The 24,395-nt window shown below is 72.9% G+C and carries 24 protein-coding genes; 14 read left to right on the top strand and 10 right to left on the bottom strand.

Annotated features, from left to right (window positions below):
• Nucleotides 1-2: 2 nt before the first annotated feature.
• Nucleotides 3-368, top strand: a complete 366-nt coding sequence (locus IE207_RS07225) for a hypothetical protein (protein ID WP_190183178.1) — start codon at nucleotides 3-5, stop codon at nucleotides 366-368.
• On the opposite strand, the gene IE207_RS07220 is transcribed toward IE207_RS07225, so the two are convergent.
• Nucleotides 369-719, bottom strand: a complete 351-nt coding sequence (locus IE207_RS07220; protein WP_190183177.1) for a hypothetical protein — start codon at nucleotides 717-719, stop codon at nucleotides 369-371.
• A gap of 1 nt (nucleotide 720) precedes the next feature.
• On the opposite strand from IE207_RS07220, the gene IE207_RS07215 reads away from it, so the two are divergent.
• The gene (locus IE207_RS07215; protein ID WP_190183176.1) at nucleotides 721-1,062 is read left to right on the top strand and encodes a hypothetical protein; all 342 of its coding nucleotides are present in this window, start codon (nucleotides 721-723) and stop codon (nucleotides 1,060-1,062) included.
• 106 nt (nucleotides 1,063-1,168) lie between these two features.
• Here IE207_RS07215 and IE207_RS07210 read toward each other — a convergent pair whose 3' ends face one another.
• Nucleotides 1,169-1,582 (bottom strand): hypothetical protein, encoded by a 414-nt coding sequence (locus tag IE207_RS07210; RefSeq protein ID WP_190183175.1) that lies wholly within the window; start codon nucleotides 1,580-1,582, stop codon nucleotides 1,169-1,171.
• 137 nt (nucleotides 1,583-1,719) lie between these two features.
• Here IE207_RS07210 and IE207_RS07205 point away from each other — a divergent pair, with 137 nt between their 5' ends.
• The 4 genes from IE207_RS07205 to IE207_RS07190 are packed head-to-tail and all read left to right on the top strand — an operon-like array spanning nucleotide 1,720 to nucleotide 6,224.
• Nucleotides 1,720-2,826, top strand: coding sequence for a substrate-binding domain-containing protein (locus IE207_RS07205; RefSeq protein ID WP_229873433.1), 1,107 nt, complete (start codon nucleotides 1,720-1,722; stop codon nucleotides 2,824-2,826).
• The gene (locus IE207_RS07200) at nucleotides 2,823-4,025 is read left to right on the top strand and encodes a toxic anion resistance protein (RefSeq protein ID WP_190183173.1); all 1,203 of its coding nucleotides are present in this window, start codon (nucleotides 2,823-2,825) and stop codon (nucleotides 4,023-4,025) included. Before IE207_RS07205 ends, IE207_RS07200 begins: the two co-directional genes overlap by 4 nt.
• Nucleotides 4,025-5,623 carry an extracellular solute-binding protein gene (locus IE207_RS07195; protein WP_373304690.1) on the top strand — a complete coding sequence of 533 codons (1,599 nt, stop codon included), beginning with the start codon at nucleotides 4,025-4,027 and terminating at the stop codon, nucleotides 5,621-5,623. Before IE207_RS07200 ends, IE207_RS07195 begins: the two co-directional genes overlap by 1 nt.
• Nucleotides 5,610-6,224, top strand: a complete 615-nt coding sequence (locus tag IE207_RS07190) for a hypothetical protein (protein ID WP_190183171.1) — start codon at nucleotides 5,610-5,612, stop codon at nucleotides 6,222-6,224. The genes IE207_RS07195 and IE207_RS07190 overlap by 14 nt, the downstream gene beginning before the upstream one ends.
• Nucleotides 6,225-6,281: 57 nt before the next feature.
• On the opposite strand, the gene IE207_RS07185 is transcribed toward IE207_RS07190, so the two are convergent.
• Entirely contained in the window at nucleotides 6,282-8,120 is a 1,839-nt protein-coding gene (locus IE207_RS07185) for a phosphoenolpyruvate carboxykinase (GTP) (RefSeq protein WP_190183170.1), read from the bottom strand.
• Nucleotides 8,121-8,340: 220 nt separating this feature from the next.
• On the opposite strand from IE207_RS07185, the gene trhA reads away from it, so the two are divergent.
• Nucleotides 8,341-9,033 (top strand): PAQR family membrane homeostasis protein TrhA, encoded by a 693-nt coding sequence (trhA, locus tag IE207_RS07180; protein ID WP_190183169.1) that lies wholly within the window; start codon nucleotides 8,341-8,343, stop codon nucleotides 9,031-9,033.
• 9 nt (nucleotides 9,034-9,042) lie between these two features.
• On the opposite strand, the gene IE207_RS07175 is transcribed toward trhA, so the two are convergent.
• A complete protein-coding gene (locus IE207_RS07175; protein WP_190183168.1) occupies nucleotides 9,043-11,097 on the bottom strand; it encodes a thioredoxin domain-containing protein in 2,055 nt (684 codons plus the stop codon).
• 209 nt (nucleotides 11,098-11,306) lie between these two features.
• Here IE207_RS07175 and IE207_RS07170 point away from each other — a divergent pair, with 209 nt between their 5' ends.
• A complete protein-coding gene (locus tag IE207_RS07170) occupies nucleotides 11,307-14,546 on the top strand; it encodes a tetratricopeptide repeat protein (RefSeq protein WP_190183167.1) in 3,240 nt (1,079 codons plus the stop codon).
• A gap of 44 nt (nucleotides 14,547-14,590) precedes the next feature.
• Here the strand turns inward: IE207_RS07170 and IE207_RS07165 are convergent, their stop codons facing one another.
• Together IE207_RS07165 and mca are read right to left on the bottom strand one after the other, a co-directional pair.
• The gene (locus IE207_RS07165) at nucleotides 14,591-14,818 is read right to left on the bottom strand and encodes a hypothetical protein (RefSeq protein ID WP_190183166.1); all 228 of its coding nucleotides are present in this window, start codon (nucleotides 14,816-14,818) and stop codon (nucleotides 14,591-14,593) included.
• 2 nt (nucleotides 14,819-14,820) lie between these two features.
• A complete protein-coding gene (gene mca, locus IE207_RS07160) occupies nucleotides 14,821-15,702 on the bottom strand; it encodes a mycothiol conjugate amidase Mca (protein ID WP_190183165.1) in 882 nt (293 codons plus the stop codon).
• 133 nt (nucleotides 15,703-15,835) lie between these two features.
• Between mca and IE207_RS07155 the strand changes: the two genes are divergently transcribed.
• Together IE207_RS07155 and greA are read left to right on the top strand one after the other, a co-directional pair.
• On the top strand, nucleotides 15,836-16,246 hold the full coding sequence (locus tag IE207_RS07155) for a DUF4307 domain-containing protein (protein WP_190183164.1): 411 nt from the start codon (nucleotides 15,836-15,838) through the stop codon (nucleotides 16,244-16,246).
• Nucleotides 16,247-16,460: 214 nt separating this feature from the next.
• Nucleotides 16,461-16,958 carry a transcription elongation factor GreA gene (greA, locus tag IE207_RS07150; protein ID WP_190183163.1) on the top strand — a complete coding sequence of 166 codons (498 nt, stop codon included), beginning with the start codon at nucleotides 16,461-16,463 and terminating at the stop codon, nucleotides 16,956-16,958.
• Between the two features lie 97 nt (nucleotides 16,959-17,055).
• Here greA and IE207_RS07145 read toward each other — a convergent pair whose 3' ends face one another.
• The 3 genes from IE207_RS07145 to ilvA all read right to left on the bottom strand — a co-directional run bounded on the left by IE207_RS07145 (nucleotide 17,056) and on the right by ilvA (nucleotide 20,281).
• Entirely contained in the window at nucleotides 17,056-17,916 is an 861-nt protein-coding gene (locus tag IE207_RS07145; protein ID WP_190183162.1) for an ABC transporter permease, read from the bottom strand.
• Nucleotides 17,913-18,950, bottom strand: a complete 1,038-nt coding sequence (locus IE207_RS07140; protein WP_190183161.1) for an ATP-binding cassette domain-containing protein — start codon at nucleotides 18,948-18,950, stop codon at nucleotides 17,913-17,915. The genes IE207_RS07145 and IE207_RS07140 overlap by 4 nt, the downstream gene beginning before the upstream one ends.
• A gap of 95 nt (nucleotides 18,951-19,045) precedes the next feature.
• Nucleotides 19,046-20,281, bottom strand: coding sequence for a threonine ammonia-lyase (gene ilvA / locus IE207_RS07135; RefSeq protein WP_190183160.1), 1,236 nt, complete (start codon nucleotides 20,279-20,281; stop codon nucleotides 19,046-19,048).
• A 299-nt stretch (nucleotides 20,282-20,580) separates the two neighbouring features.
• Between ilvA and IE207_RS07130 the strand changes: the two genes are divergently transcribed.
• From IE207_RS07130 to IE207_RS07120, 3 genes are all read left to right on the top strand, one after another.
• Nucleotides 20,581-21,102 carry a MarR family winged helix-turn-helix transcriptional regulator gene (locus IE207_RS07130; RefSeq protein WP_190183159.1) on the top strand — a complete coding sequence of 174 codons (522 nt, stop codon included), beginning with the start codon at nucleotides 20,581-20,583 and terminating at the stop codon, nucleotides 21,100-21,102.
• A gap of 81 nt (nucleotides 21,103-21,183) precedes the next feature.
• Nucleotides 21,184-21,633: a sigma factor-like helix-turn-helix DNA-binding protein gene (locus tag IE207_RS07125; protein WP_190183158.1), complete on the top strand. Its 450-nt coding sequence runs from the start codon at nucleotides 21,184-21,186 to the stop codon at nucleotides 21,631-21,633.
• On the top strand, nucleotides 21,630-21,884 hold the full coding sequence (locus IE207_RS07120; protein ID WP_190183157.1) for a hypothetical protein: 255 nt from the start codon (nucleotides 21,630-21,632) through the stop codon (nucleotides 21,882-21,884). Before IE207_RS07125 ends, IE207_RS07120 begins: the two co-directional genes overlap by 4 nt.
• Before the next feature lie 35 nt (nucleotides 21,885-21,919).
• Here IE207_RS07120 and IE207_RS07115 read toward each other — a convergent pair whose 3' ends face one another.
• Nucleotides 21,920-23,077: a cystathionine gamma-synthase gene (locus tag IE207_RS07115; protein WP_190183156.1), complete on the bottom strand. Its 1,158-nt coding sequence runs from the start codon at nucleotides 23,075-23,077 to the stop codon at nucleotides 21,920-21,922.
• A 124-nt stretch (nucleotides 23,078-23,201) separates the two neighbouring features.
• Between IE207_RS07115 and IE207_RS07110 the strand changes: the two genes are divergently transcribed.
• The gene (locus IE207_RS07110) at nucleotides 23,202-24,308 is read left to right on the top strand and encodes a hypothetical protein (protein WP_190183155.1); all 1,107 of its coding nucleotides are present in this window, start codon (nucleotides 23,202-23,204) and stop codon (nucleotides 24,306-24,308) included.
• Nucleotides 24,309-24,395: the final 87 nt, after the last annotated feature.

Genomic DNA, 24,395 nt, shown 5'->3' with positions numbered 1-24,395 from the left:
GCATGACGCAGACCGAAGGCGCACGACTGTTCCGGAAAGCCTGGATCGAGGGGGTGCACCACCACTTCCCCGGCGAGCCGAAGGCCGGCTACGTAACCCCGTGGGACCGGACACCGCAGTGGGAACGCGAGGCCGCAGGGGCCGTGTACACGCAGGTTCGCCAGTTCATCGAGATCAGTGACGCCACCACGTCGCGGCTCTCCCGGGAACAGAAGAGCCGCTTCGTCGCCATCTGCTGGACCGCCCAGATGTTCAAACACTTCGAGGATCCGAAGCCCGCCTACGTGGCGGACTGGGCGGACCTGCCGTCCTGGCAGCAGGAAACTGACGCCGACATCTTCGAGGCCGTCGAGAAGTCCCTCGGCTGATCAGTTGGGGACGCGCAGGTTCCAGGTGGTGAGTTCGCCTTCGATCAGGCCGTACGAGCCTTCGTTGTAGCGGGTGGCGGTGACCTTGAGGACGCCGATCGGGGACTTCTCGTTGACCAGGCACACGCTGTCCCCTTCGGCCACCGTGACTGCCGAGCGCGACTGGGTCGCCAGCAGGTCCTTGCAGCCCTGGGCGGTGGGGGCCTCGGAGTTGGTCCACAGGGCGACGGTGCCCTTGACCTCCATCGAGCTCTCGCCGGCGCGCCCGGCCGCGGGGCGGATGCCGAAGCCGGACGTACCGGTGCGCGGCGGGACCGAGCTGAGGTCGATGCCTTCCAGCCCGAGGACCACCTTGCCCGTCCACCGGACGGAACCGGCCGACGACGACCCCGCCGACGACGACCCCGCGGCCGACGAGGCGGTGCCGCCCGCCGGTGGCTGGCTTTGGGCGGTCACCGACGAAGCCGGCGGTACCGCCGTGGGCGCGGGCGGGGGCGAGCCGTTGGAGAAGGCGGCGATGGCGCTCGCCACACCGGCGATGGCGCTCACCACGGCGGCTCCGGCCGCCCAGAGCTTGGCGTGGGAACGGCCCGTGGATACGGGCGCCGCCGCGGCCGACGGCAAGTACGGCGGCGGCGCCGGATATTGCGCCGAGTGGTGCGACGGATCCTGCACGATTCCCCCTGAGCGATAGACCTCCGTGACGATAGCAATTGCACCACGCGGTTCCGAGCACCGTTCGGCGATCGAGTGCGCCCGGACGACGGACGGGGCCCCCGCACCCGGGAGTCCGCCACCCTTTACTCCCGGCCCACCCCCACCACCCCGCACCACGGCGCGGTCAACGGGGGCCAGACCGGGCCGATGGCCTCCGTGCGGGACGGGGCGTCCGGGGTGAGGCCCGGGAGGGCGGCCAGGGCGCGGGCGGTGCGGGCGCCGGGGGCGGGGGGCGGGCTGTCGCGGAACTCGACCGTGACCACGTACGAGCCCTCGCCGCGGCCCTCGACCACCGCCACCACCCGCCGGCTCGGCGGATCGATGCGGCACTCGGCGATCCGTACGTCCGGCGGCGGCGCGGCCGCGGCACGGGCCCCGCCGCCGGCGCCGCCCCCGCTGGCCCACACGTACAGCCCCAGCGGGGCGAACACCAGGAGCCCGGCCAGCACCACCAGGCCGACCAGCCAGCCCTGCCACTTCAACGCGCTCACGCCCATGGCCCGATCCTCCCCGGCGCCCGCCCGGCCCACCAGCACCCGCGTGCCCACACAGCATTTCGAAGTGGGACCGCCCGGCCACCCGGAGTTCACCCGACCGGTCGCGGAATGTGGGTTTCCGCGAGCAGCCTGCACCCGTGAGACGCATCCTCGGAATCGCTCTGGCGGTCCTCCTGATCGGCGGCGTTGCCGCCGTCGTCGTCGGGGGCCTCAAGCCGGACACCACGGCAACGAAGACCGTGCGCGGCGTCATCGGCTCGGAGAAGTCCGACTTCTTCCGGGACCCCGACGTCATCAAGGCCCTCGCGGACAAGGGCTACACCGTGAAGACGGAGACCTCGGGCTCCTGGGCGATGAACCGGCTCGCCCTCAAGGAGTTCGACTTCGCCTTCCCCAGCAGCAGTGAACCCGCCCAGGAGATGGAGGCCTCGGCCGGGCTGAAAGGCGCCCAGACGGCCAGGCCGTTCTTCTCGCCGCTCGTCGTACTCGCCCGCCCGGGCGCCGCGAAGGTGCTGGCCGACAACGGCCTGGCGAAGATGACCGGCAAGAACTCCGGCACCCTCCTCATGGGCCCCTACCTCAAGGCCGCCGCCGAGGACCGCACCTGGCAGCAGCTCCAGGGCAGCGGACCCTACCCGGAGTTGACGGGCACGGTGTTCATCAAGACCACCGACCCCGCCACCTCCAACTCGGGCGCGCTGTTCCTCGCCGCGACCTCCAACGTGGCCAACAACCAGAGCGTCGTCGCCGACGACGCGGGGATCGAGCGGACCGCGCCCCTGATGCGCAAACTGATCTCCGTCCAAGGGGCGCTGGAGCCCAGCACCGACGACCCGTTCCGGGCCTTCGTCAGCGGCAGCGGCGAGCCGCTGATCCTGGTGTACGAGGCCCAGGTGGCCTCGCTGTTGCTCCAGAAGCAGGGCGGCGCCGAAATCGACTCGATGGTGGTGCTCTACCCGGACACCACCGTCAACTCCCCGCACACCTTCGTGCCGATCAGCGACAAGGCCAAGGACCTCGGGCCGCTCCTGACCAGCGACCCGAAGCTGCGCGCGCTGGCCGTCCGGCACGGGTTCCGCCCGCAGGAGGGCGTGGCCGAGTTCACCGCCGCCACCGCCCCGCACGCCGCGTACCTCAACCCGGGCCTGACCGGCATCCGCCAGGTCGGCGCACCCACCGTGAAGATCCTGATGGCGCTGGCCGCGCGCGCCAAGGGCGAGAAGCACCAGGGGGAACCCGTATGAACCCGACACCGCCCGAGGACGACGCGACAGGCGGCGTCCCGCTCGTCCTCAGCGCACCCGGACCCGTCGAGCCCGTCCGGCGCGAGCAGGCCGCCGGCCTGGTGCCGCTGCGGGACGAGGTCCGCGCCGAAATGGCCCGCCGGGCCGGGGAGTACGTCGGCTCGCTCGCCGGGGTCGACACCCGCTCGCCCGAGTTCGCCCGGCGCGTCGAGGAGATCGGCCGGCTCGGCAGCGCCGACATCCGCACCGCCGCCCAGCAGTCCAACCGGATGCTGGAGCGGGCCGTACGCTCACTCGGCTCCGACGGCGGCGGCGACGCCCAGACCCGGGTGGCGGGCTCGCTCGTGGAACTGCGCCGCACCGTGGAGGACCTCGACCCGCGGGAGGCGCCCGCCAAGGGGGTGCGCGGGCTCCTCGCGAAGCTGCCCGGCGCGGCCCGTCTCCGCGACCACGTGGCCACGTACGCCTCCTCACGGGCCACCCTCGACCGGATCGTCGGTGCGCTGCGCGGCGGCCAGGACGAGCTCCGCCGGGACAACGCGGCCCTGCACACGGAACGGGCACGCCTGTGGGAGACCATGGGCAGGCTCCAGGAGTACGCGGTGCTCACCGAGGCCCTGGACGCGGCCGTGGAGCAGCGGATCGCCGAGGCCGAGGGTGACGACCCGGCCCGGGCGGACGCGATACGCGCCGACGTGCTGTTCCCCGTACGGCAGAAGCACCAGGACCTGCTGACCCAGCTGGCCGTCTGCGCGCAGGGCTACCTGGCGATGGACGTGGTGCGGCGCAACAACGACGAGCTCATCAAGGGCGTGGAGCGGGCGGCGACCACCACGGTGTCGGCGCTGCGCATCGCGGTGATGCTGGCCTCGGCGCTGGAGAACCAGCGCAAGGTCACCGAACAGGTCGACAGCCTGCGCGGCACCACCGAGGACCTGATCCGGGGCAACGCCCGGATGCTGGCCACACAGAGCGGGGACGTCCAGCGGATCGCGGCGGACCCGGCCGTGGGCGCGGAGACGCTGCGCGCGGCCTTCGCGCAGATCTACCAGACGCTGGACGCGATCGACACGTTCAAGGTGCAGGCGACCGAGTCCATGGCCGCGACCGTGGAGTCCTTGACGGGTGAGTTGCAGAGCGCCTCGGCGTACCTGGCGCGCACCCGCACCGCGGGCGTCCTCGAAGGAGGGGCCCAGTGATCCGCCGGGCGCTGTGGTCCGTACTCGCCCTGGCCACGCTGGCGGCGGCGACGGCCTGTACGTCGCAGGACCCGGGCACGCCCCCGGGCAAGAGCGGACCGCCGGTGTACCGGCCGGGCACGCTACGGGTGCTCGCCTCCAGCGAACTCGCCGACATGGAGCCGGTGTTGAAGTCGGCCAAGGCTGCCACCGGGGTGACCGTCGAGTTCACCTGGTCGGGCACGCTGGACGCGGCCGAGCAGGTGGCCTCCGACAAGGCGGACGGCAGGTTCGACGCGATCTGGCTGTCCTCCGACGACTACCTGCGGCTGCGGCCCGAGGCGGCCGGGAAGCTGAGCAGCGAGACACCCGTGATGTCCTCGCCCGTCGCGATCGGGGTGAAGCCGCAGGCGGTGGCCCGGCTGGGCTGGAAGCCCGACGAGGTGACCTGGTCGGCGGTGCACGAGGCGGTCGCCGCCGGGAAGCTCACCTACGGGATGACCGACCCGGTACGTTCCAACTCCGGTTTCTCCGCGCTGGTCTCGGTGGCGTCGGGGCTGTCGGGCGCGCAGGCTGCGCTGACGGAGGCGGACGTGGCGACGGCCCGGCCGAAGCTCAAGGAGTTCTTCGCCGGGCAGAAGCTGACCTCGGGCTCCTCGGGCTGGCTGGCCACGGCGTACGCGCGGCGCGGCGACGTCGACGCGGTGGTCAACTACGAGTCGGTGCTGCTGTCGATGAACAGCACGGCCAAGGAGCCGCTGACGGTGATCCGGCCGCGCGACGGGGTGGTCACGGCGCACTACCCGCTGACCCTGCTGGCCTCGGCGCCGGTCGGGGCGCGGGACGCGGGCCGGGCCCTGACGGAGTACCTGCGGGGCGCGGACGCGCAGAAGGCGATCACCGAGAAGACCTTCCGGCGCCCGGTGACCCCGGGAGTGGCCCCGGCCGCCGGGCTGGGCGAGGACAAGCGGCGCGAGCTGCCCTTCCCCGGCTCGCGGGCGGTCGCCGACGGGCTGCTGGCCTCGTACGAGAACGAACTGCGCCGGCCCTCGCGGACGGTGTACGTACTGGACACCTCGGGCTCCATGGAGGACGAGAACCGCATCGGACGGTTGAAGTCGGCGCTCACCGACCTGACGGGCACGGGGAGTTCCGGCCCGGGCCGGCGGTTCCGGGACCGCGAGGAGGTGACGCTGCTGCCGTTCGGCGACAAGGTGAAGAAGGTGCTCACCCACGTCGTGGAGCCGGGCGATCCGGGGCCGGCGCTGGACGCGATCCGCAAGGACGTGGACGCGCTCGAACCGGAGGGCGGCACGGCCGTGTACGGCAGCCTCAAGGCGGCGTACCAGCACCTGGGGAAGGGCAACGCCGACGCGTTCACCTCGATCGTACTGATGACCGACGGGCAGAGCGGGGACAAGGTGCAGGACTTCGACTCCTTCTACGCCGGGCTGCCGGACGGGCAGAAGCACACCCCGGTCTTCGCGGTGCTGTTCGGCGACTCGGACCGCAGGGAACTCACGCACATCAGCGAACTGACGGGCGGCCGGCTCTTCGACGCGACCGGCGGCAGCGGCTCGCTGGACGGCGCCTTCGAGGAGATCCGTGGCTACCAGTAGCGGGAAGCGGGTGCTGGCCTACCTGGAGTCGGGGAAGAACCTGGCCGGCTGCGCGTGCGGGCTGGCCGGGGTGGGTCTGGCCCTGGCCGGCCTGGCGGGCGGCTACGGGCCGCTCGTGGCCGTGGCCCTGTACGGCGCGGGGGCGCTGCTGGCCCCGCCGGAGCGCGTCGCGCTGCCGTCCTTCCCGCCGCCGGCCGCGCAACTGGAGGTCCTGCGAGCCGACTTCGCGCGCCTGCGGGAGTACGTCGCGGAGGTGGAGCTGCCTCCGGCGGCCGGGGGGAGGCTGGCTGAGCTGCTGGAGCTGTACGAGGCGCTTCTGGATCCCGGCTGGGTGGCGGAGGTACTGGCCACGGAGCCGGAGGCGGTGCACGCGCTGTCCCGGGCGGTCCGGCTGGACGTCCCCGAGTGCGTGGACTCCTACCACCGCACCCGCTGGTGGAACCGGCTCACCCCGGGCGGGGAGTCTCCGGAGCGCCACTTGGAGCGGCAGCTGTCCGCCCTGCTCGACGAGGCGGAACGCGTGACGGCGGGCCTCCGGGAAGCGGAGGCCCGCCGTCAGCAGACGCATACGACCTACCTGGAGGACCGGGGCAGGTCCTGATCAGGCGCTCACCCCCGAAAGCTCAGGGGATCGCGGCGATCGCGGGGATCGCGGGGATCAGCCCAGGCGCTCGACGAGCGCGTGGTACTGGTCCCACAGCTCCTTGGGCGTGTGGTCACCGTAGGTGTTCAGGTGCTCGGGGACCAGGGCGGCCTCGTCGCGCCAGACCTCCTTGTCGACCGTCAGCAGGAGCTCCAGGTCCTCGGCCGGCAGGTCGAGGCCCTCGGTGTCGAGGGAGTCCGCGGTCGGCAGGATGCCGATGGGGGTCTCGACGCCCTCGGCCTTGCCGTCCAGGCGCTCGACGACCCACTTGAGGACACGGCTGTTCTCGCCGAAGCCCGGCCACACGAACTTGCCCGCGTCGTTCTTGCGGAACCAGTTCACGTAGTAGATCTTCGGGAGCTTCGCCGGGTCCGCGGAGGCGCCGACCTTGACCCAGTGGCCCATGTAGTCGCCCATGTTGTAACCGCAGAACGGCAGCATGGCGAACGGGTCGCGGCGCAGCTCGCCGACCTTGCCCTCGGCGGCGGCGGTCTTCTCGGAGGCGATGTTCGAGCCGATGAAGACGCCGTGGTTCCAGTCGAAGGACTCGGTCACCAGCGGCACGGCGGAGGCGCGGCGGCCGCCGAAGAGGATCGCGGAGATCGGGACGCCCTTGGGGTCCTCCCACTCGGCGGCGATCGTCGGGCACTGCGAGGCCGGGACGGCGAAGCGGGCGTTGGGGTGGGCCGCCGGGGTCCCGGACGCCGGGGTCCAGGGGTTGCCCTTCCAGTCGATGAGCTCGGCCGGGGGCTCCTCGGTCATGCCCTCCCACCAGACGTCGGAGCCGTCCGGGGTGAGCGCGACGTTGGTGAAGACGGTGTTCGCGTACATCGTCTTCATGGCGTTGGCGTTGGTGTGCTCGCCGGTGCCGGGCGCGACGCCGAAGAAGCCGGCCTCGGGGTTGATCGCGTAGAGGCGGCCGTCCTCACCGAACCGCATCCAGGCGATGTCGTCGCCGATGGTCTCGACCGTCCAGCCGGGGATCGTGGGCTCCAGCATGGCGAGGTTGGTCTTGCCACAGGCGGACGGGAACGCGGCCGCGATGTACTTGGGCGCCTCGGCCTCACCCTGCGGCGGGGTGAGCTTGAGGATCAGCATGTGCTCGGCGAGCCAGCCCTCGTCGCGGGCCATGACGGAGGCGATGCGCAGCGCGTAGCACTTCTTGCCGAGCAGGGCGTTGCCGCCGTAGCCGGAACCGTAGGACCAGATCTCGCGCGTCTCCGGGAAGTGCGAGATGTACTTGGTGGTGTTGCACGGCCACGGGACGTCGGCCTCGCCCTCGGCGAGCGGAGCGCCGAGGGTGTGGACGGCCTTGACGAAGAACCCGTCGGTGCCGAGCACGTCGAGGACTGCCTTGCCCATGCGGGTCATCGTGCGCATGGCGACGGCGACGTACGCGGAGTCGGTGATCTCGACGCCGATCGCGGAGAGCTCGGAGCCGAGGGGGCCCATGCAGAAGGGCACGACGTACATCGTGCGGCCCTTCATGGAGCCGCGGAAGATGCCCTTCTCTCCCGCGAACAGCTCCTTCATCTCGGAAGGGGCCTTCCAGTGGTTGGTCGGGCCCGCGTCCTCCTCCTTCTCGGAGCAGATGAAGGTCCGGTCCTCGACGCGCGCGACGTCGGACGGGTCGGAGGCGGCGTAGTACGAGTTCGGGCGCTTGGCCGGGTCGAGCTTCCTGAACGTGCCCTTGGAGACGAGCTCCTCGCACAGGCGCTCGTACTCGGCCTCGGAGCCGTCGCACCAGACGACCTGGTCCGGCTCGGTGAGGGCCGCGATCTCGTCGACCCAGGAAATGAGCTCCGTGTGGTTCGTCGGGATGGAAGAGGTGGGAGCCGCGTTGTCGCGCGCCACGATTGCTCCTTGTTGAGGGGTTTGTTTGGTGTATGCCCCGTGGGGGCTGCGACCCGGACGCTTCGCGCTCCGCTCATCCGGTGCCGACCGCACTCATCTGATCATCCGGTGCGTATGCGCATATGTCCAGAGGGCTTCTCACGTGAGCATCGCCACTCGCGTCAATCTTCCGTAAAGAGCATTAACGGAAACCTACGGACCCGTAGGTAGCATGTGCGGCATGACTTCTGACGCCTCCACCGTGGCCGAAACGGCACCCCAGGCTCCGGTGGTCCCCGCAGAGCTCAAGCCGCTCATGCGCGGCTGGCTGCACACCGCGATGTTCCCCGCCGTGGTGGTCGCCGGCCTCGTGCTCATGGCCTTCACCGATTCCACCAGGGCCCGAGTGGCCTGCGGCGTCTATGTACTGACGGCCTGCCTGCTCTTCGGGGTGAGCGCCGTCTATCACCGCGGCACCTGGGGGCCGCGGGGCGAGGCCGTGCTGCGACGGCTCGATCACGCCAACATTTTCCTGATCATCGCGGGTACCTATACCCCGCTGACGGTGCTCCTCCTCCCCGACTCCACCGGACGGACGCTCCTGTGGGCGGTGTGGATCGCCGCGGCGGCCGGAATCGCCTTCCGCGTCTTCTGGGTCGGCGCACCGCGCTGGCTCTACACGCCCTGCTACATAGCGATGGGTTGGGCGGCCGTCTTCTTCCTGCCCGACTTCCTGCGGACCGGCGGCATCGCGGTCCTGGTCCTCGTGGTCGCCGGGGGGCTGCTCTACAGCGCCGGGGGCGTCATCTACGGGCTCAAGCGCCCCAACCCCTCGCCCCGCTTCTTCGGCTTCCACGAGGTCTTCCACTTGCTGACCCTCGCGGCGTTCGTCGCCCACTACATCGGCATCTCGCTCGCCGCCTACCAGCACTGACCGCGGCCGTCAGGAGACGACGGAGCCCAACTGCTCCGCCAGCTCGGCCGGTTCCGTCGTGGGCCGCGAGCAGACGAAATGCCGGCAGACGTACGCGGCCGGCCGGTCCCCGACCAGGGACCGGCCGGCCAGCAGCGGGAACTCCCCGCCACTGCCGTCCGCCCCCTGCGGCACCCCCGCCGCCACCACGGCCCCCGGAGCCGTTCCCAGCAGGGCCGTCCGGTGCAGCACGGCCGTCGCCGGATCGTCCGGGTGCCCTACGACGGCCACCTCGCGCGGCCCGTCCAGCAGCGCCTCCGCGACCGCCAGCCCGTGCCCGATGAACCGCGGCACGCGCGGCCCGAGGGCGTGCACCACCCCCAGCGCCCGCTCGGCCGCCGTACGGTGCGCCTCGGAACCGGTGTGCGCGGCGTACGACAGCAGCGCCCCGGCGGCGGCGGTCCAGCCGGAGGGCGCCGCCGTGTCCGTGGGGTCCTGGGGGCGCCGGATCAGCTGCTCGGCGTCGTGCGCGGTGTCGTACAGGGAGCCGTCCTCGGCGGTGAACCGGTCCAGCACCAGGTCGAGGAGGAACCCGGCGAACTCCAGCCAGACCCCCTCGCCGGTGACCGCGCCCAGCGCGAGGAAGCCCTCCGCGACATCGCCGTAGTCCTCCAGGACCCCCGCGTTGGCGCCCACCCGGCCGTCCCTGCTGGTCCGCGCCAGACGGGCCTTGCCGTCCATGTGCACCCGCACCAGGAGGTCGGCGGCCTCGGTGGCCCGCTCGATCAGGTCGGGCCGCTCGAAGTACGCCCCGCACTCCGCGAGCGCCGCGACGGCCAGCCCGTTCCAGGCGGCGACCACCTTGTCGTCCCGGCCGGGCGCCGGACGCCGCCCCCGGGCGGCGAGCAGCCGCTGCCGGATCCCGGCCGCCCTCGCCCCGTCCAGGACGGGCCCCTCCTGCGGCAGTGTCAGCACGGAGGCGCCGTGCTCGAAGTTCCCCTCGTCGGTGACCCCGAAGTACACGGCGGCCAGCGCCCCGTCGTCCTCCCCGAGCACCTCGGTCAGCTGCGCGGGGGTCCAGGCGTAGTACGCCCCCTCCACGTGCTTGCCGCTGGCCGGGTCCTCGCTGTCGGCGTCGAGCGCCGAGGCGAACCCGCCCTCCCGGGTGCGCAGCTCCCGGACCATGAAATCGGCGGTCTCCAGCGCGACCCGCCGCGCGAGGTCCGACCCGGTGGCCCGCCACAGGTGGGCGTAGACCCGGCAGAGCAGCGCGTTGTCGTAGAGCATCTTCTCGAAGTGCGGCACCACCCAGTCCCGGTCGACCGAGTACCGGGCGAACCCGCCGCCGAGCTGGTCGTAGATCCCGCCGCGGGCCATCGCCTCGCAGGTGTCGGCCGCCATCTGGAGGGCGCCTTCGGAACCGGTGCGGGCGTGGTGGCGCAGCAGGAACTCCAGCACCATGGACGGCGGGAACTTCGGCGCGCCGCCGAACCCGCCGCGGGTGGCGTCGTACTCCCGCGTCAGCGAGAGCAGCGCCCCCGCCAGTTCCTCGGCACCGGGCGCGCCGGCCTTCCCGTAGTCGAGCTTGCGCCCGGCGAGGTCCCGGACGACGCGCTGCGCGACGTCGGCCACCTCCTCGCGCCGACCGCCCCACGCGGCGGACACGCCTTCGAGGACCTGCGGGAAGGAGGGCATCCCGTGCCGCGGCTCGGGCGGGTAGTAGGTGCCGAAGTAGAACGGCTCGGCGTCGGGCGTCAGGAACACGGTCATGGGCCACCCGCCCTGCCCGGTCGCGGCCTGCACGGCCTCCATGTAGACGGCGTCGACGTCGGGCCGCTCCTCGCGGTCCACCTTGATGTTGACGAAGTGCTCGTTCATGTACGCGGCGGTCGGCCCGTCCTCGAACGATTCGTGAGCCATGACGTGACACCAGTGGCAGCTCGAATAGCCGACGCTCAGCAGCACCGGGACGTCCCGCTCCCGCGCCTCGGCGAACGCATCCGGGGACCAGGGCCACCAGTCGACGGGGTTGTCGGCGTGCTGGAGGAGGTACGGGGAGGTCTCGTGCGCGAGGCGGTTCGACATGAGGCCAATCCTGCCTCACGCCAGGCGCCGCGGCCTGCGACCGGGCCGCCCGCGGGCCCCGGTCGCAGGGTCGGGCGGCGGGGTGGACATATGCGTGTGGTGGGGGTGCGGGAAGTCAACTGGCTCTGAACTAGCTCAGATTGGTCGCGCCGGCGCGGGGTGCGCAGGAGACTTGGGGGTCGTTGTCGGAGCGCTGGATGGGGACGCCGATGCGGGATGGTCATCGTGGTGAGGCCGAGCGGCTGTTGGAGCGGGCCGTCGAGGAGGAGGCGCGGCGGGGGCCGGTGGACAAGGCGGCGCTGCTCGCGCGGGGGCGGGAGGCGCTGGAGCAGATCGCGGCGGCCGCCGCCGAGGAGTACGAGGCGTACGCGCGGGCGCTGGACGAGGCGGCCGCCGGGGAGGAGTCCCTGGCCGAGGCGTTCCGGAGGGCGAACACCTCCACCGCCCTGCTGGTGACCGGCGTCGCGGCGGCGGCCGCCGCGGGGGCGGACCTTGCCTTCGGCGTGGCGGCCGGGACCGCCCTCGGCGCGGGCCTGGCCGCGGGCGTCGCCGGGGCCGCGGCGACGGTGGCGAAGGTGACGGCCCTGCACCTGCCGGCCGCGAACCGGCGGGCCGGCGTCCTGGGCCGGCCGGGCGGCGCCGAGCAGCTGCGGTTGCAGTGGCTGTCGGTGCTGGAGGTGCGCGGGATCCGGCCCTTCCTGGAGCAGCAGCGGCTGGTGTCGGCGGCGGTGCGCACCGGCTCGCGCGGCCCGGCGGGGGCGGGCGGCGCGGTGGTGGGCCTGGCCAAGCCGCCCGGCGGGGGCGGGCCGGCGCTGCGCGGTACGGACCGCAGTGCACAGGCCCGTCGGCGCAGTGCGCTGGAGCAGTCCTTCGGGCAGCTCCCGCAGTCGGAGGCGGTGTTCGCGGGGCGCCGGGCGGAGCTGGCCCGGATCGACCAGTGGGTGCAGGCGGCCCGGGCCGGTACGGAGACCCGGCCGGTGGTCGTGGTGCTGCACGGCGAACCGGGTTCCGGGCGGACGACCCTGGCGCTGCGGGCGGCGCACGCGCTGCGGGACCAGTTCCGGGGCGCGTGCGTGGTGGACCTGCGGGGCGGGGCGGCCGAGGCGGGTCAGGCCCCGCTGCCGACGCGGGAGGCGCTGCTGCACCTGCTGAACCGGCTCGGGGCCCCGCGCGAGCAGTTGCTGTTCCGGGAGGGCGCGTCCGCGCAGCAGCAGGTTCGGCGCCTGGCCGAGCTGTACCACCAGCACTTGCAGGGGCAGCCGGTGGCGGTGGTGCTGGACGACGCGGTGGACCCGGCGCAGGTCCGCGCGCTGGTCCCGGAGCGGTCGGAGAGCCTGGTGCTGGTGACGGCGCCGGGGCCGCTGGAGCTGCCGGCCGACCTCGCGGCGTGGGTGTACCAGTTGCCGGTGACGCGGCTGGCCCGGCCGGAGGCGGCCGAGTTGGTCCGGGCGACGGCGCGGGCGGCGGGCGGGGCCGCGTACGACGAGGAGGCGGAGGGGGCGCTGCTGGAGCTCGGCGCCGGGCTGCCGCTCGCGCTGCGGGTGCTGGCCCCGCTGGGGGAGGTGGCGGAGCCCGGCCCTCCGGGGCCGGGGCTCGAAGCGGCGCTGGCGCTGGCCTACGTCAGCCTGCCCGAGGAGCGGCGCCGGCTGCTGCGGCGCCTGACGCTGGCGGGGCGGGCCTCGCTCGGCCCGTCGGCGGCGGCCGCGCTGATCGACGCGGACGCGGCGGAGGCCGGGCGGCTGCTGCGCGAACTGGCGGACGCCGGGCTGCTGGACCCCGTACGCGGCGAGCGGTACCGGATGCACGACGCGGTGCGCGCGTACGCGGCGGCCCGGCTCGCGGCGGACGAGGACCGTGTGCAGGCGGCGGCCGCGCACGAGCGGCTGATCCGCAGCTACGCGGACCTCGCGGACTCGGTGATCCGGATGGTCGACGGGAAGATGTCGACGCGCGCCCACCACTTCGGCGGTCACGGCTTCGCTTCGCTCGACGCGGCGCTGCGCTGGCTGGACGACGAGTCGAGCTTCATCACGGCGGCGCTGCGGCATTCGCAGGGCGTGGACCAGCAGGCGGTACTGGACCTGCTGGGCGCGCTCTGCGACTTCTGCCTGTTGCGCGGGGACCTCTACCGGCTCGGGGAGATCAACGAGCTGGCCCGGGCGGTGGAGGGCGGACGGGCCGGCCCGGGCGGGCGGCTGGCGCGTTCGGTGCAGTGGCGTACGGGTATCGCGGCGCGCCAGCTCGGGGACCTGGACAAGGCGCGCACCACGCTGACGTCGGTGGTCGACCAGTACATGGAGGCCAGGCAGGAGGCGGGCGCGGCGATGGCGCTGGTCTCGCTCGGCATCACCCTGCACCACCAGGGCAACCTGCCGGAGGCGGCGGCCCGGCTCCGTGAGGCGCTGGCCCTGCAAGAGGGGGACGACCTGGCGGGTGACCGTGCGTGGGGTCTGCACGCGCTGGCAGCGGTGGAGCGGGACCGGGGTCTGCTCGCGGAGGCGCTGGCCCTGCTGGAGCGTTCGCTGGTGCTGCACCGGCACAGCGAGAGCGTGCACGGGGAGGCGTGGGCGCATTTGCAGCTGGGGCAGGTCTACCTGCGGCTGGGCGCGGTGGAGCGGGCGGAGGAGGAGCTGCGTCTGGCCTTGGAGCTGTACGGGCGCACCCGTGACGACCGCGGCGAGGCGTGGGCGCTGACGCAGCTGGGGCGGGCCCGGGTCGTCGCGGGGGATCCGGATCCGGCGCTGGAGCGGCTGCGGGACGCGCTGGCCCGCCACCGGCTCGCGGAGGACGCGCGGGGTGAGGCGTGGACGCTGTACTACCTCGGGCAGGCGCTGGAGGAGGGCGGGGAGCGGGACGCGGCGGTGCGTGAGCTGGAGCGGGCCCGGGCGATGTTCTCGCGGATGCGGGACGTGTACGGGCTGGCGCACGCCCGCCACCACTCGGGCCGGGTGACCCGTGACCAGCGCGCGGCGCAGACGGGGAACCTGCGCAACTCCGGCTACGCCCGGCAGCTGCTGGTGGACGCGCGGGCGGACTTCCGGCGGATCGGGCTGGCGCACGGCGAGGCGTGGACGTGCCTGGAGCTGGCGGTGGTCGACGCGGGCAACGCCCGGGTGCCGCAGGCGGTGGTGCTGTGCGAGGAGGCGGCGCGGCTGTTCGCGTCGTACGGGGACCTGCGCGGCGAGGACTGGGCCCGGTTCCTGCGCTGCACGCTGCTGCCGTACGGCGATCCGGCCGATCCGGCCGGTCCGCAGGAGGCGGCGGCGGAACTGGCCCGGCTGTCGGCGGCCCCGCACCCGCTGCGGGACGGCCGGCTGGCGGACTGCCTGGACTCGTACGCGGTGATCCTGGACCGGGGCGTGGATCCGGCGGAGGGCTGGCAGGCGTGGCGCCTGGGCCTGGTGCCGAACCTCCACTCCCGGGAGGTCATGGGCGTGCGCGTGCCGTGACCCCGCCACCGGGCGGGGTCACGGTACGGCCGGGGCAGCGGCCGCTACGGCTTGCGGGTGTCCGGGGCGGCGGCGGAGGCCGCCGGCTCGGGCGCCTCCTGGAAGTCGACCCGGCCCATGTGCCGGCTCATGGACTTCATCAGGCCCCACACCCCGAGGGCGAGGGCGGCGAACACGATGAAGCCCAGGAGCCCGGGCGTCACCTTGTTCTTGTCGAAGGTGTCGGCGGCCAGCGGAAGGAGCTGGGTGACTGCTGCCTGCGTAGCGCTCATAGCTACGCATTCTCCCGGATGCCCGCGAAGAGGTCGGACTCGGGGAGGGAAGTGTCCACGAGCGACTTCGCCAGCTCGTACTCCTCGGTGGGCCAGACCTCCTTCTGGAGGTCCATCGGAACGCGGAACCATCCGCCGTCGGGGTCGATCTGCGTGGCGTGCGCGATGAGGGCCTTGTCACGGATCTCGAAGAAGTCGGCGCAGGGCACGTGCGTGGTCAGCGTCCGCTCCGTGCGCTCGAACTCCTTCCAGCGCTCCAGCCACTCCCCGTAGGGGGATTCCATGCCGCGCGCCAGCAGCGCCTCGTGCAGGGCGATGGTGCGCGGCTTGTTGAAGCCCTGGTTGTAGTAGAGCTTCTGCGGCTGGTAGGCGGGGCCGAACTCGGCCTCGGGGTACTTCTCGGTGTCGGCCGCGCCGTCGAAGGCGACCATGGTGACCTTGTGGGTCATGATGTGGTCGGGGTGCGGGTAGCCGCCGTTCTCGTCGTACGTGGTGATCACCTGCGGCCGGAAGGCGCGGATCTTCTTCACCAGGCGGCCGGCGGCCTCTTCGACGTCCGCGAGGGCGAAGCAGCCCTCGGGCAGCGGCGGCAGCGGGTCGCCCTCGGGCAGCCCGGAGTCGACGTAGCCGAGCCACTCCTGTTCGATGCCGAGGATCTCGCGCGCCTCGTCCATCTCCTTGGCGCGCACCTCGTGGATGTGCTCCTCGATGTACTTGTCACCCTGGAGCTTGGGGTTGAGGATCGAGCCGCGCTCGCCACCGGTGCAGGTCACGACGAGCACGGGCACCCCCTCGGACACGTACTTGGCCATGGTGGCCGCGCCCTTGCTCGACTCGTCGTCGGGGTGGGCATGGACGGCCATCAGTCGAAGCTGCTCGGTCAAGACAGGATCCTCTGTGATTCGTCAGGGCGGAGGCTTCTATAGTGACCGAATCGGGGGACGGAAAATTCCTGGGGTGGGATCCGGCGGCGGTGCCGCTCCCCGGCCCGCTGGGCCCTCTCGAAAGGATCGGTCGATGAGCACGGTGCGCGAGGGACTGCCCGAGGGCCGGTACGGCCGTTCGGCGGACGAGCGGGCGGACCGGAAGCTCAAGATCGTCGGCTCGGTGCTCGGGGTGGCGTTGCTGGGTGTCGTGGGCTGGATCGGCTGGGACTACGTCGCCGGGCAGAGCGTCACCGCCGAAGTGATCAAGTTCCGGATCGTCTCCGCGAACGAGGTGAAGGTCCACCTGGAGGTCCGCAAGGACGCCGGTGTGACGGGGGTGTGCACCCTCAGCTCCCAGGACAAGGACCACGGCGAGGTCGGCCGGGCCGATTTCACCTTCGCGCAGCGCGACACGCGCGTGGACGAGGTCGTCTCGCTCAAGACCACCGGACGCGCGACGATGGTGGAGCTGGTGGGCTGCCAGGCGGCTCCCGCCGGCTGACCCGGCGGCTGCCGCAAGGCGGCCGGGACGGCGCGCGGGGGGTCCGCGACCGGGCGCGCGGGGGTTCCGTCACCGCCTGCACGGGGGTTCCGTGACTGGCGATGACACACTTCATACGGAAGGTGTCCTCCCCCTTTTCTTCCCGAATTGTTAGGCTCGTGGTTTCGTCCGCCGCTGGCGGCTTGTAGTCCCCCTGTACCGACGAGGAGCACCCGTGACCCAGACGAGCGAGAGCGTCACCTGGCTGACCCAGGCGGCGTACGACCAGCTGAAGGCGGAGCTGGACTACCTCTCTGGTCCTGCCCGCACGGAGATCGCGGCGAAGATCGCGGCCGCGCGCGAGGAGGGCGACCTCCGGGAGAACGGCGGCTACCACGCGGCCAAGGAGGAGCAGGGCAAGCAGGAGCTGCGCGTGCGCCAGCTGACGCAGCTGCTGGAGAACGCCAAGGTCGGCACGGCGCCCGCCTCCGACGGCGTGGTGGCCCCCGGCACCCTCGTCAAGATCGCCTTCGACGGCGACGAGGACGACACCATGGAGTTCCTGCTGGCCTCGCGCGAGTACGCGTCCTCTGACTTCGAGACGTACTCCCCGCAGTCGCCGCTGGGCATGGGCGTGATGGGCAAGTCGATCGGCGAGAACGCCGAGTACGAGCTGCCCAACGGCAAGAAGGCGGCCGTCAAGATCCTCGACGTCAAGCCGTTCAGCGGCTGATCACCCCCTCCCTTTGATCCGGGATGCGCGAACGCCCGGCCGGTCACTTCCGGCCGGGCGTTCGCGCGTCCGAGGGGCTCGCCTTCGCCGGCCTCGCCTAGGCCGTCGCGGAGCGGTACTTGCGGACCGCGAACGTCCGGAACGCCATGATGATCAGCACCGACCACAGGACCGACGCGAGGACCGCGTGCTGCATCGGCCAGGCCGTGGGCTCCGGGTAGCCGGGCGGCAGGTTGCCGAAGAGTTCGCGCGCCGCCTGGACGGTCGCGCTGAACGGGTTCCACTCCGCGATGTGCCGCAGGAAGGCCGGCATGTTGTCGGAGGGCACGAAGGCGTTCGAGATGAAGGTCAGCGGGAAGAGCCAGATCAGCCCGCCGGAGGTGGCCGCCTCGGGGGTGCGCACGGACAGGCCGATGAGAGCACCGATCCAGGAGAAGGCGTAGCCGAGCAGGAGCAGCAGGCCGAAGCCCGCCAGTACCTTGCCGAGGTTCTCGTGGGTGCGCCAGCCGACGATGAGGGCGACCACGGCGAGGACGATCACCGTGAGGGTGGTCTGGACGAGGTCGGCCAGGGTGCGGCCGGTCAGGACGGCGCCGCGGGCCATGGGCAGGGAGCGGAACCGGTCGATCAGGCCCTTGTGCATGTCGTCGGCGATGCCCGCGCCGGCGCCGGCCGTGGCGAAGGTGACGGTCTGGGCGAAGATGCCGGCCATCAGGAACTCGCGGTAGGCGGCGGGCGAGGTGCTGCCGCCGACGCTGATCGAGCCGCCGAAGACGTAGCTGAACAGCACGACGAACATCACCGGCTGGATCACACCGAAGATGATCATCTCGGGGATGCGGGACATCCGGATGAGGTTCCGTTTGGCGATGACCAGGGAGTCCTTGGCGCTCTGGACGATGCCGCCGCGCGGGCGGGGCGCCGCGAGCTGCGGGGCCGGGGAGGTGGTGGCGCTCATTTCACGGCCTCCTTGCGTGCCTGGCCCTTGCGGCCCTTCGCGTCGGCGGGTTCGGCGCCCGTGGGCGGCGCGTCGCCCGCCGCCGCGTCCGCCGGCTGGGCCGCGTGACCCGTGAGGGAGATGAAGACGTCGTCCAGGGTGGGGCGGCGCAGGCCGATGTCGTCGATCTCGATCCCGCGTCCGTCGAGTTCCCGGATGACCTCGGCGAGCAGCTTGGCGCCGCCGGTGACCGGGACGGTCAGTTTGCGGGTGTGTTCCTCGACGGTGGTCTCGCCCTTGCCGAAGCCGGCGAGGACGGTGCGGGCCTCGGCCATGTGATCCCGTTCGTGGACCACGACCTCGACGCGTTCGCCGCCGGTCTGCGCCTTGAGCTGGTCGGAGGTGCCGCGGGCGATGACCTTGCCGTGGTCGACCACGCAGATGTCGTGCGCGAGGTGGTCGGCCTCTTCCAGGTACTGGGTGGTGAGCAGCAAGGTGGTGCCGCCGGCCACGAGTTCCTGGATGACGTCCCACAGCTGCTGGCGGTTGCGGGGGTCGAGGCCGGTGGTCGGCTCGTCCATGAACATCACGGGCGGGCGGACCACGAGTGCGGCGGCGAGGTCCAGGCGCCTGCGCATGCCGCCGGAGTAGGTCTTGGCCGTGCGGTCGGCGGCGTCGGCGAGGTGGAAGCGTTCCAGGAGTTCGGCGGCGCGGGCCTTGGCCGCCTTGGAGCTCATCTGGTAGAGCTGGCCGACCATCTGGAGGTTCTCGCGGCCGGTGAGGTACTCGTCGACGGCCGCGAACTGACCGGAGAGGCCTATGGAGCGGCGGACTTCGTTGGGGTGCTTGAGTACGTCGATCCCGGCGACGACGGCCCTGCCGCTGTCGGGCCGGAGCAGCGTGGTCAGGACGCGCACGGCCGTGGTCTTGCCCGCGCCGTTCGGACCGAGGAGGCCCAGAACGGTTGCTTCCGGGACATCGAGGTCCACGCCGTCCAGTGCCCGTACGTCGCCGAAGGTCTTCACCAGGCCTTCGGCGTAGATGGCGCCTGGCATATGGAGTCTCCCTGTGCGGATCAGGTGTTTCCTCAGGAAATCCTATGGTCGGGGCGCGGGCGGCGCCCGGGCTTCCGCACAAGTGGGGTGCCGGCTCAGCCGCCGATGACCGTGTAGCCCGCCCCGTGCAGGGACCGCGCGACCTCCGTGCAGTGCTCCGGCCCCTTGGTCTCCAGGTGGAGTTCGACCTCCACCTCCGTGAGGCCGAGCCGCGGGTCGGTCCGCACGTGGCTCACGTCCAGGACGTTCGCGTCCACCGTCGACAGCACCCCCAGCAGCCCTGCCAGCGCCCCCGGCCGGTCCGCGACGCGCAGCCGCAGGGACAGGTAGCGGCCCGCCGCCGCCATGCCGTGGCGCAGGATCCGCTGGAGCAGCAGCGGGTCGATGTTGCCGCCCGACAGCACGGCGACGACCGGTCCACCGCCGTACAGTTCGGGCTCGCTCAGCAGGGCGGCGACCGGGCTGCACCCCGCCGGCTCGACGACGAGCTTGGCCCGCTCCAGGCACAGCAGCAGGGCGCTGGAGAGCGCGTCCTCCGACACCGTCCGGACCTCGTCGAGCAGTTCGGCGATGATGTGGAAGGGGACGTCGCCGGGGCGGCCGACCTTGATGCCGTCCGCCATCGTGACCGGGTTGTCGACCGACACCGGGTGCCCGGCCTTGAGCGAGGGCGGGTACGCGGCCGCGCCCGCCGCCTGGACGCCGACGACCCGTACGTCCGGGCGCAGGGCCTTCACCGCGACGGCGATCCCGGCGGCCAGGCCGCCACCGCCGACGCCGACCAGGATGGTCCGCACCTCCGGGCACTGCTCCAGGATCTCCAGGCCGACCGTGCCCTGGCCGGCGATGATGTCGCGGTGGTCGAAGGGGTGGATGAACACCGCCCCGGTGCGGTCCGCGTACTCCTGGGCGGCCGCGAGGGTCTCGTCGACGACCTGGCCGTGCAGCCGTACCTCGGCGCCGTACTCCTGGGTCGCGGCGACCTTCGGCAGGGGCGCCCCCACGGGCATGAACACCGTCGAGCGCACCCCCAGCAGGGAGGAGGCCAGCGCCACGCCCTGCGCGTGGTTGCCGGCACTGGCCGCGACGACCCCCGCCGCCCGCTGCTCGGGGCGCAGCCCGGCGATGCGCACGTACGCTCCGCGCAGCTTGAACGAACCCGTCCGCTGGAGGTTCTCGCACTTGAAGCGGACCGGGGAGCCGGTGAGGGCGGAGAGGTGGCGGCTCCCCTCCATCGGGGTCACCCGCGAGACGCCCGACAGCATCTTCTGGGCACCCCGCACATCGTCGAGGATGACCTGCGGCACGGGCTGGGGGACGCGGTAGCTCATGCCGCCAGTCTCGCAGGGACCCGCCCGCCCGCCCTGCCGGAAGCCCCGCCCCGGGCCGGGCCGGAGCCGGCACGGGCGAGGGGGCGAAGGAGCGGCGAGCGGCCCCGAGCCCGACCGGGCCCGGACAAGAGCCGGACCGGACCCGGGAAAAGAGGGGCGATATCTCGCCATGCGGGACACCTTCCGCATGGCGGCCGGCAGTGGCCGTACCAGTTCTCGTACGGGGCGGACGAGGCGCCGTGGGGCCGCGTACTGTGTCCCCCATCCTTGTCGGACCCACGCGAAGAGAGCCCACGGCCATGCCCTCCATCCCGGCCAGTTCCGACCTGTCAACGGCGGCCGAAACACCCGCCGAAGCCGGTCTCCTCGACGCGCTCCAGCACCAGGTCGCGGTCTTCGCCCGCCGGGCGGAGCAGACCCGCCTCGGCGGGGTGGGCCAGGCCCGCAACTCGATGGACCGCGCCGCCTACCTGCTGCTGAACCGGCTGGACCTGGAAGGGCCCATGGGCGTCAAGGCGCTCGCGGGCGGCATGGGCATCGACTCCTCCACCGTGACCCGGCAGGTCGCCCCGCTCGTCGACGGCGGCCTCGTCAAGCGCACCTCCCACCCCGAGGACGGCCGGGCCGTGGTCCTCGCGCTGTCCCCGCGCGGGCTGGCGCGGCTGGAGGAGGTCCGTTCCTCGCGACGGGAGCTGATGGCCCGGGTGACGCAGGACTGGACCGAGGAGGAGCGCGAGGCGTTCACCGCGCTGCTCACCCGGTTCAACGTGTCGCTGTCGGAGCTGATGGCCTCCGTCGCGGACGGCGACCCGGCGTCCTGAACCGGCCGGGCCGCTCCCCGCGCATCCGGGCCCGTCCCACCCCTTGACCGCGGTGGTCCCCCCGGCCGCACTATGTGGGCCATGGGGGCTGTGGACCACCGGGCGGGAACCTTCACGGAGTTCGAGGCGTTCGTCGCGGGCGCGGCGGGCCGGCTCCTGCACGTCGCGGTCCTGCTGACGGGCGAGCCGGAGACCGACCCGCCCACCGCGCGCCGGCTCCTCGCGGGCGCGCTGGCCCGGACGTACGCGCACTGGCGCAGGCTGCGCGCGGACGACCCGTACGAGTTCACGCGCCGGCAACTGTGCGCCGCGTACGCCCGCACCGCCTGGCGGCATCCCGCCGGCACCGGGCTCCTCGCCCGGCTGAGCCCGCAGGAACGGCTCGTGCTGGTGCTGCGGGTCTACGAGGGCGTCGCGGAAGAGGTCACGGCGGCGCAGCTGGGACTGCCGCCCGAGCGGGTGCAGGCGCTGCGGGGCGGGGCGCTCGCCAAGCTCCGCGCCGCGGCGGCCGACGGGGACAACGCGGCGTGAGCGGGTTCCCGGACCCCAAGGAGGCCCAGGTCAGGCAGCTGCTGGAGGGCCCGCACCCGCCGGTGCCGACCGGGCTGGCGGCGGCCGCGGCGGCTCGCGGGTCCCGGCTGCTGCGCCGCTACCGGGCGCTGCGCCGGTTCGGTTGGGCGGTGCTGTTCGCCGCGGCCGCGGCCTTCGCGGTGTGGGCTGCCCTGACCCGCCCGTGGGTGACGCCGCCGAGCGGTGTGTCCCCGCCCCTGGAGGGCTGGTAGCACCGCCCGGCGACGACGCGGAGCGACCGGGACCGTCAGCCCAGGGCCTGCGTCAGGTCCGCGACGAGGTCGTCGGCGTTCTCGATGCCGACCGAGAGGCGGATCAGGTCCGCCGGGACCTCCAGAGCCGATCCGACGACGGAGGCGTGGGTCATCCGGCCCGGGTGCTCGATGAGGGACTCGACGCCGCCGAGGGACTCGCCCAGGGTGAAGAGCTTCGCGCGGTTGCAGACGGCGACGGCCGCCTCCTCGCCGCCCTCGACCTGGAAGGAGATCATGCCGCCGAAGTTGCGCATCTGCTTGGCGGCGATCTCGTGGCCGGGGTGCTCGGGCAGGCCCGGGTAGAGGACCTTGGTGACCTTCGGGTGCCGCTTGAGCACCTCCACGATCTTGGCGGCGTTCTCGGCGTGCCGGTCCATGCGGACGGCGAGGGTCTTGATGCCGCGCAGCACGATCCAGGAGTCGAAGGGGCCGGCGACGGCGCCCATCGCGTTCTGGTGGTAGGCCAGTTCCTCGCCGAGCGCCGCGTCGGCGGTGACGAGGGCGCCGCCGACGACGTCGGAGTGGCCGCCCATGTACTTCGTCAGCGAGTGCACGACCACGTCGGCGCCCAGGGCCAGCGGCTGCTGCAGGTAGGGAGAGGCGAAGGTGTTGTCGACGACCAGCTTGGCCCCGGCGGTGCGCGCGATGTCGGCCACCATGGCGATGTCGGTGATGCCGAGCAGCGGGTTCGAGGGGGTCTCGACCCAGATGACCTTGGTCTTCGGGGTCAGCGCCGCGCGGATGGAGTCCGCGTCGGAGGTGTCGGCCACCGACCACTCGACGCCCCAGCGGGAGACGACCTTCGCGAAGAGGCGGAACGTGCCTCCGTAGGCGTCGTTCGGGATGACCACGTGGTCGCCGGGGGCCAGCAGCGTACGCAGCAGGCAGTCCTCGGCGGCGAGCCCGGACGCGAACGCGAGGCCGCGCACGCCGCCCTCCAGCGCCGCGAGGTTCTCTTCCAGGGCGGTGCGGGTCGGGTTGGCGCTGCGGCTGTACTCGTAGCCGCCGCGCAGGCCGCCGACGCCGTCCTGCTTGTACGTGGACACCTGGTAGATCGGGGGCACGACCGCGCCGGTCAGCGGGTCCGCCGTGTTGCCCGCGTGGATCGCGCGGGTCTCGAAGCTCTGGTGCTCGTGGCTGTCGTCGCTCATGTGGCAGATGCTATGCCCCGCGCGGCCCGCGGGTCCTGCCGGGCGTCCTGCCGGGCGTCGTGCCGGCCGGGCGGTCCGCGGAGGGCATTCGCGTTCGCGCGGGTCGGTCTGGTTCGCTGGGGTCATGGACATTCTGTGGTTCCTGATCGCGGTCGGGCTGGTCGTGGCCGCCTTGGGCCCGTACATCCGGCGCAGGCGCGGCGGTCTGCGGCTGGTTTCGCCCGCGAGCCCCGACGCCGCCGACCCGGCGGACTACGGATTCGACCGGCAGGAGGACCTCGACGTCCGGGTGCCCGGGCCGGACGGGGACTTGATGGATGCCCTGGAGAACGTGCGCCGCACCGGCGGCTGGCAGGCCGCCTCGCAGCTGCTGGCCGGCACCCCGGCGGACGGGGAGCTGCGCTGGCAGCGGGTTCAGGCCTTCGGCGGCGCGGCCGCGCTGGAACTGGCGGAGCATCCGGGGCAGGGCGCGCTGTGGCTCAAGGCGTGGCGCCTGGACGCCCCGAAGGACGCGGGCGGCGCACAGGTGCACGCGGAGCTGCTGGTGCAGCAGGCGTGGCGGCACTCGGGCGGGGTGGGGTCCACGGACCACCGGATCATCCTGGAGGAGGCCCGGGAGGCGTGCGGCCGGGCAGCACTGCTCGCCCCGGGCGACCCGGTCCCGTACATCACGGAGCTGGCGGTCGGGCGGGCGCTGGGGTACTCGGAGGCGGAGTACGACGCGCTGTGGGCGAAGGTCATCGACGTGGCTCCGGCGCACATGGGCGCGCACCTGGCGGCGCTCAACTACTGGTGCGAGAAGTGGCACGGCTCGCGGGAGAAGGCCGACGCCTTCGCGCACGCGGCGGCGGCCCGCGCCCCGCAGGGCTCGCTGCTGGCCGCGCTGCCGCTGTTCGCGGTGTACGAGCACCTCCCGGAGGTGGTGCTCGTGTCGACGTTCTGGCGCAGCGCGGTGGTGGCCCGGGCGGTGGAGGGGGCCATGTACGCGGTGCGTACGGCGCGCCCGGACGACCCGATGCTCGCGCACGTACGGCACATGCTGCTGTTGTTCCTGGTGCGGATGGAGCGCTGGGCGGAGGCGATGGAGCAGGTCCGGCACGTGGACGGCTACGTGGGCGCCCTGCCCTGGTCGGCCTCCCCGGACCCGGCGGCGGCTTACGCGATCCACCGCGCCCTCGCGGTCGCCGGCTACGAGGCGAACGGCGGCTCCCCGGCAACGCTGCCCCACTGACCGGACGGCGGTCCCCGACTGCCGGGCGTCGCGTGCGCGGGGCGGGCGCCCGACGGCGGGGGGACGGCAGGCCGGGGCGGGGCGGGG

Source organism: Streptomyces cirratus (genome assembly GCF_014650775.1).
Lineage (GTDB): Bacteria > Actinomycetota > Actinomycetes > Streptomycetales > Streptomycetaceae > Streptomyces > Streptomyces cirratus.
The sequence above is the reverse complement of the archived record's forward strand: the minus strand, read 5'-3'. Positions and strand labels throughout refer to the sequence as shown.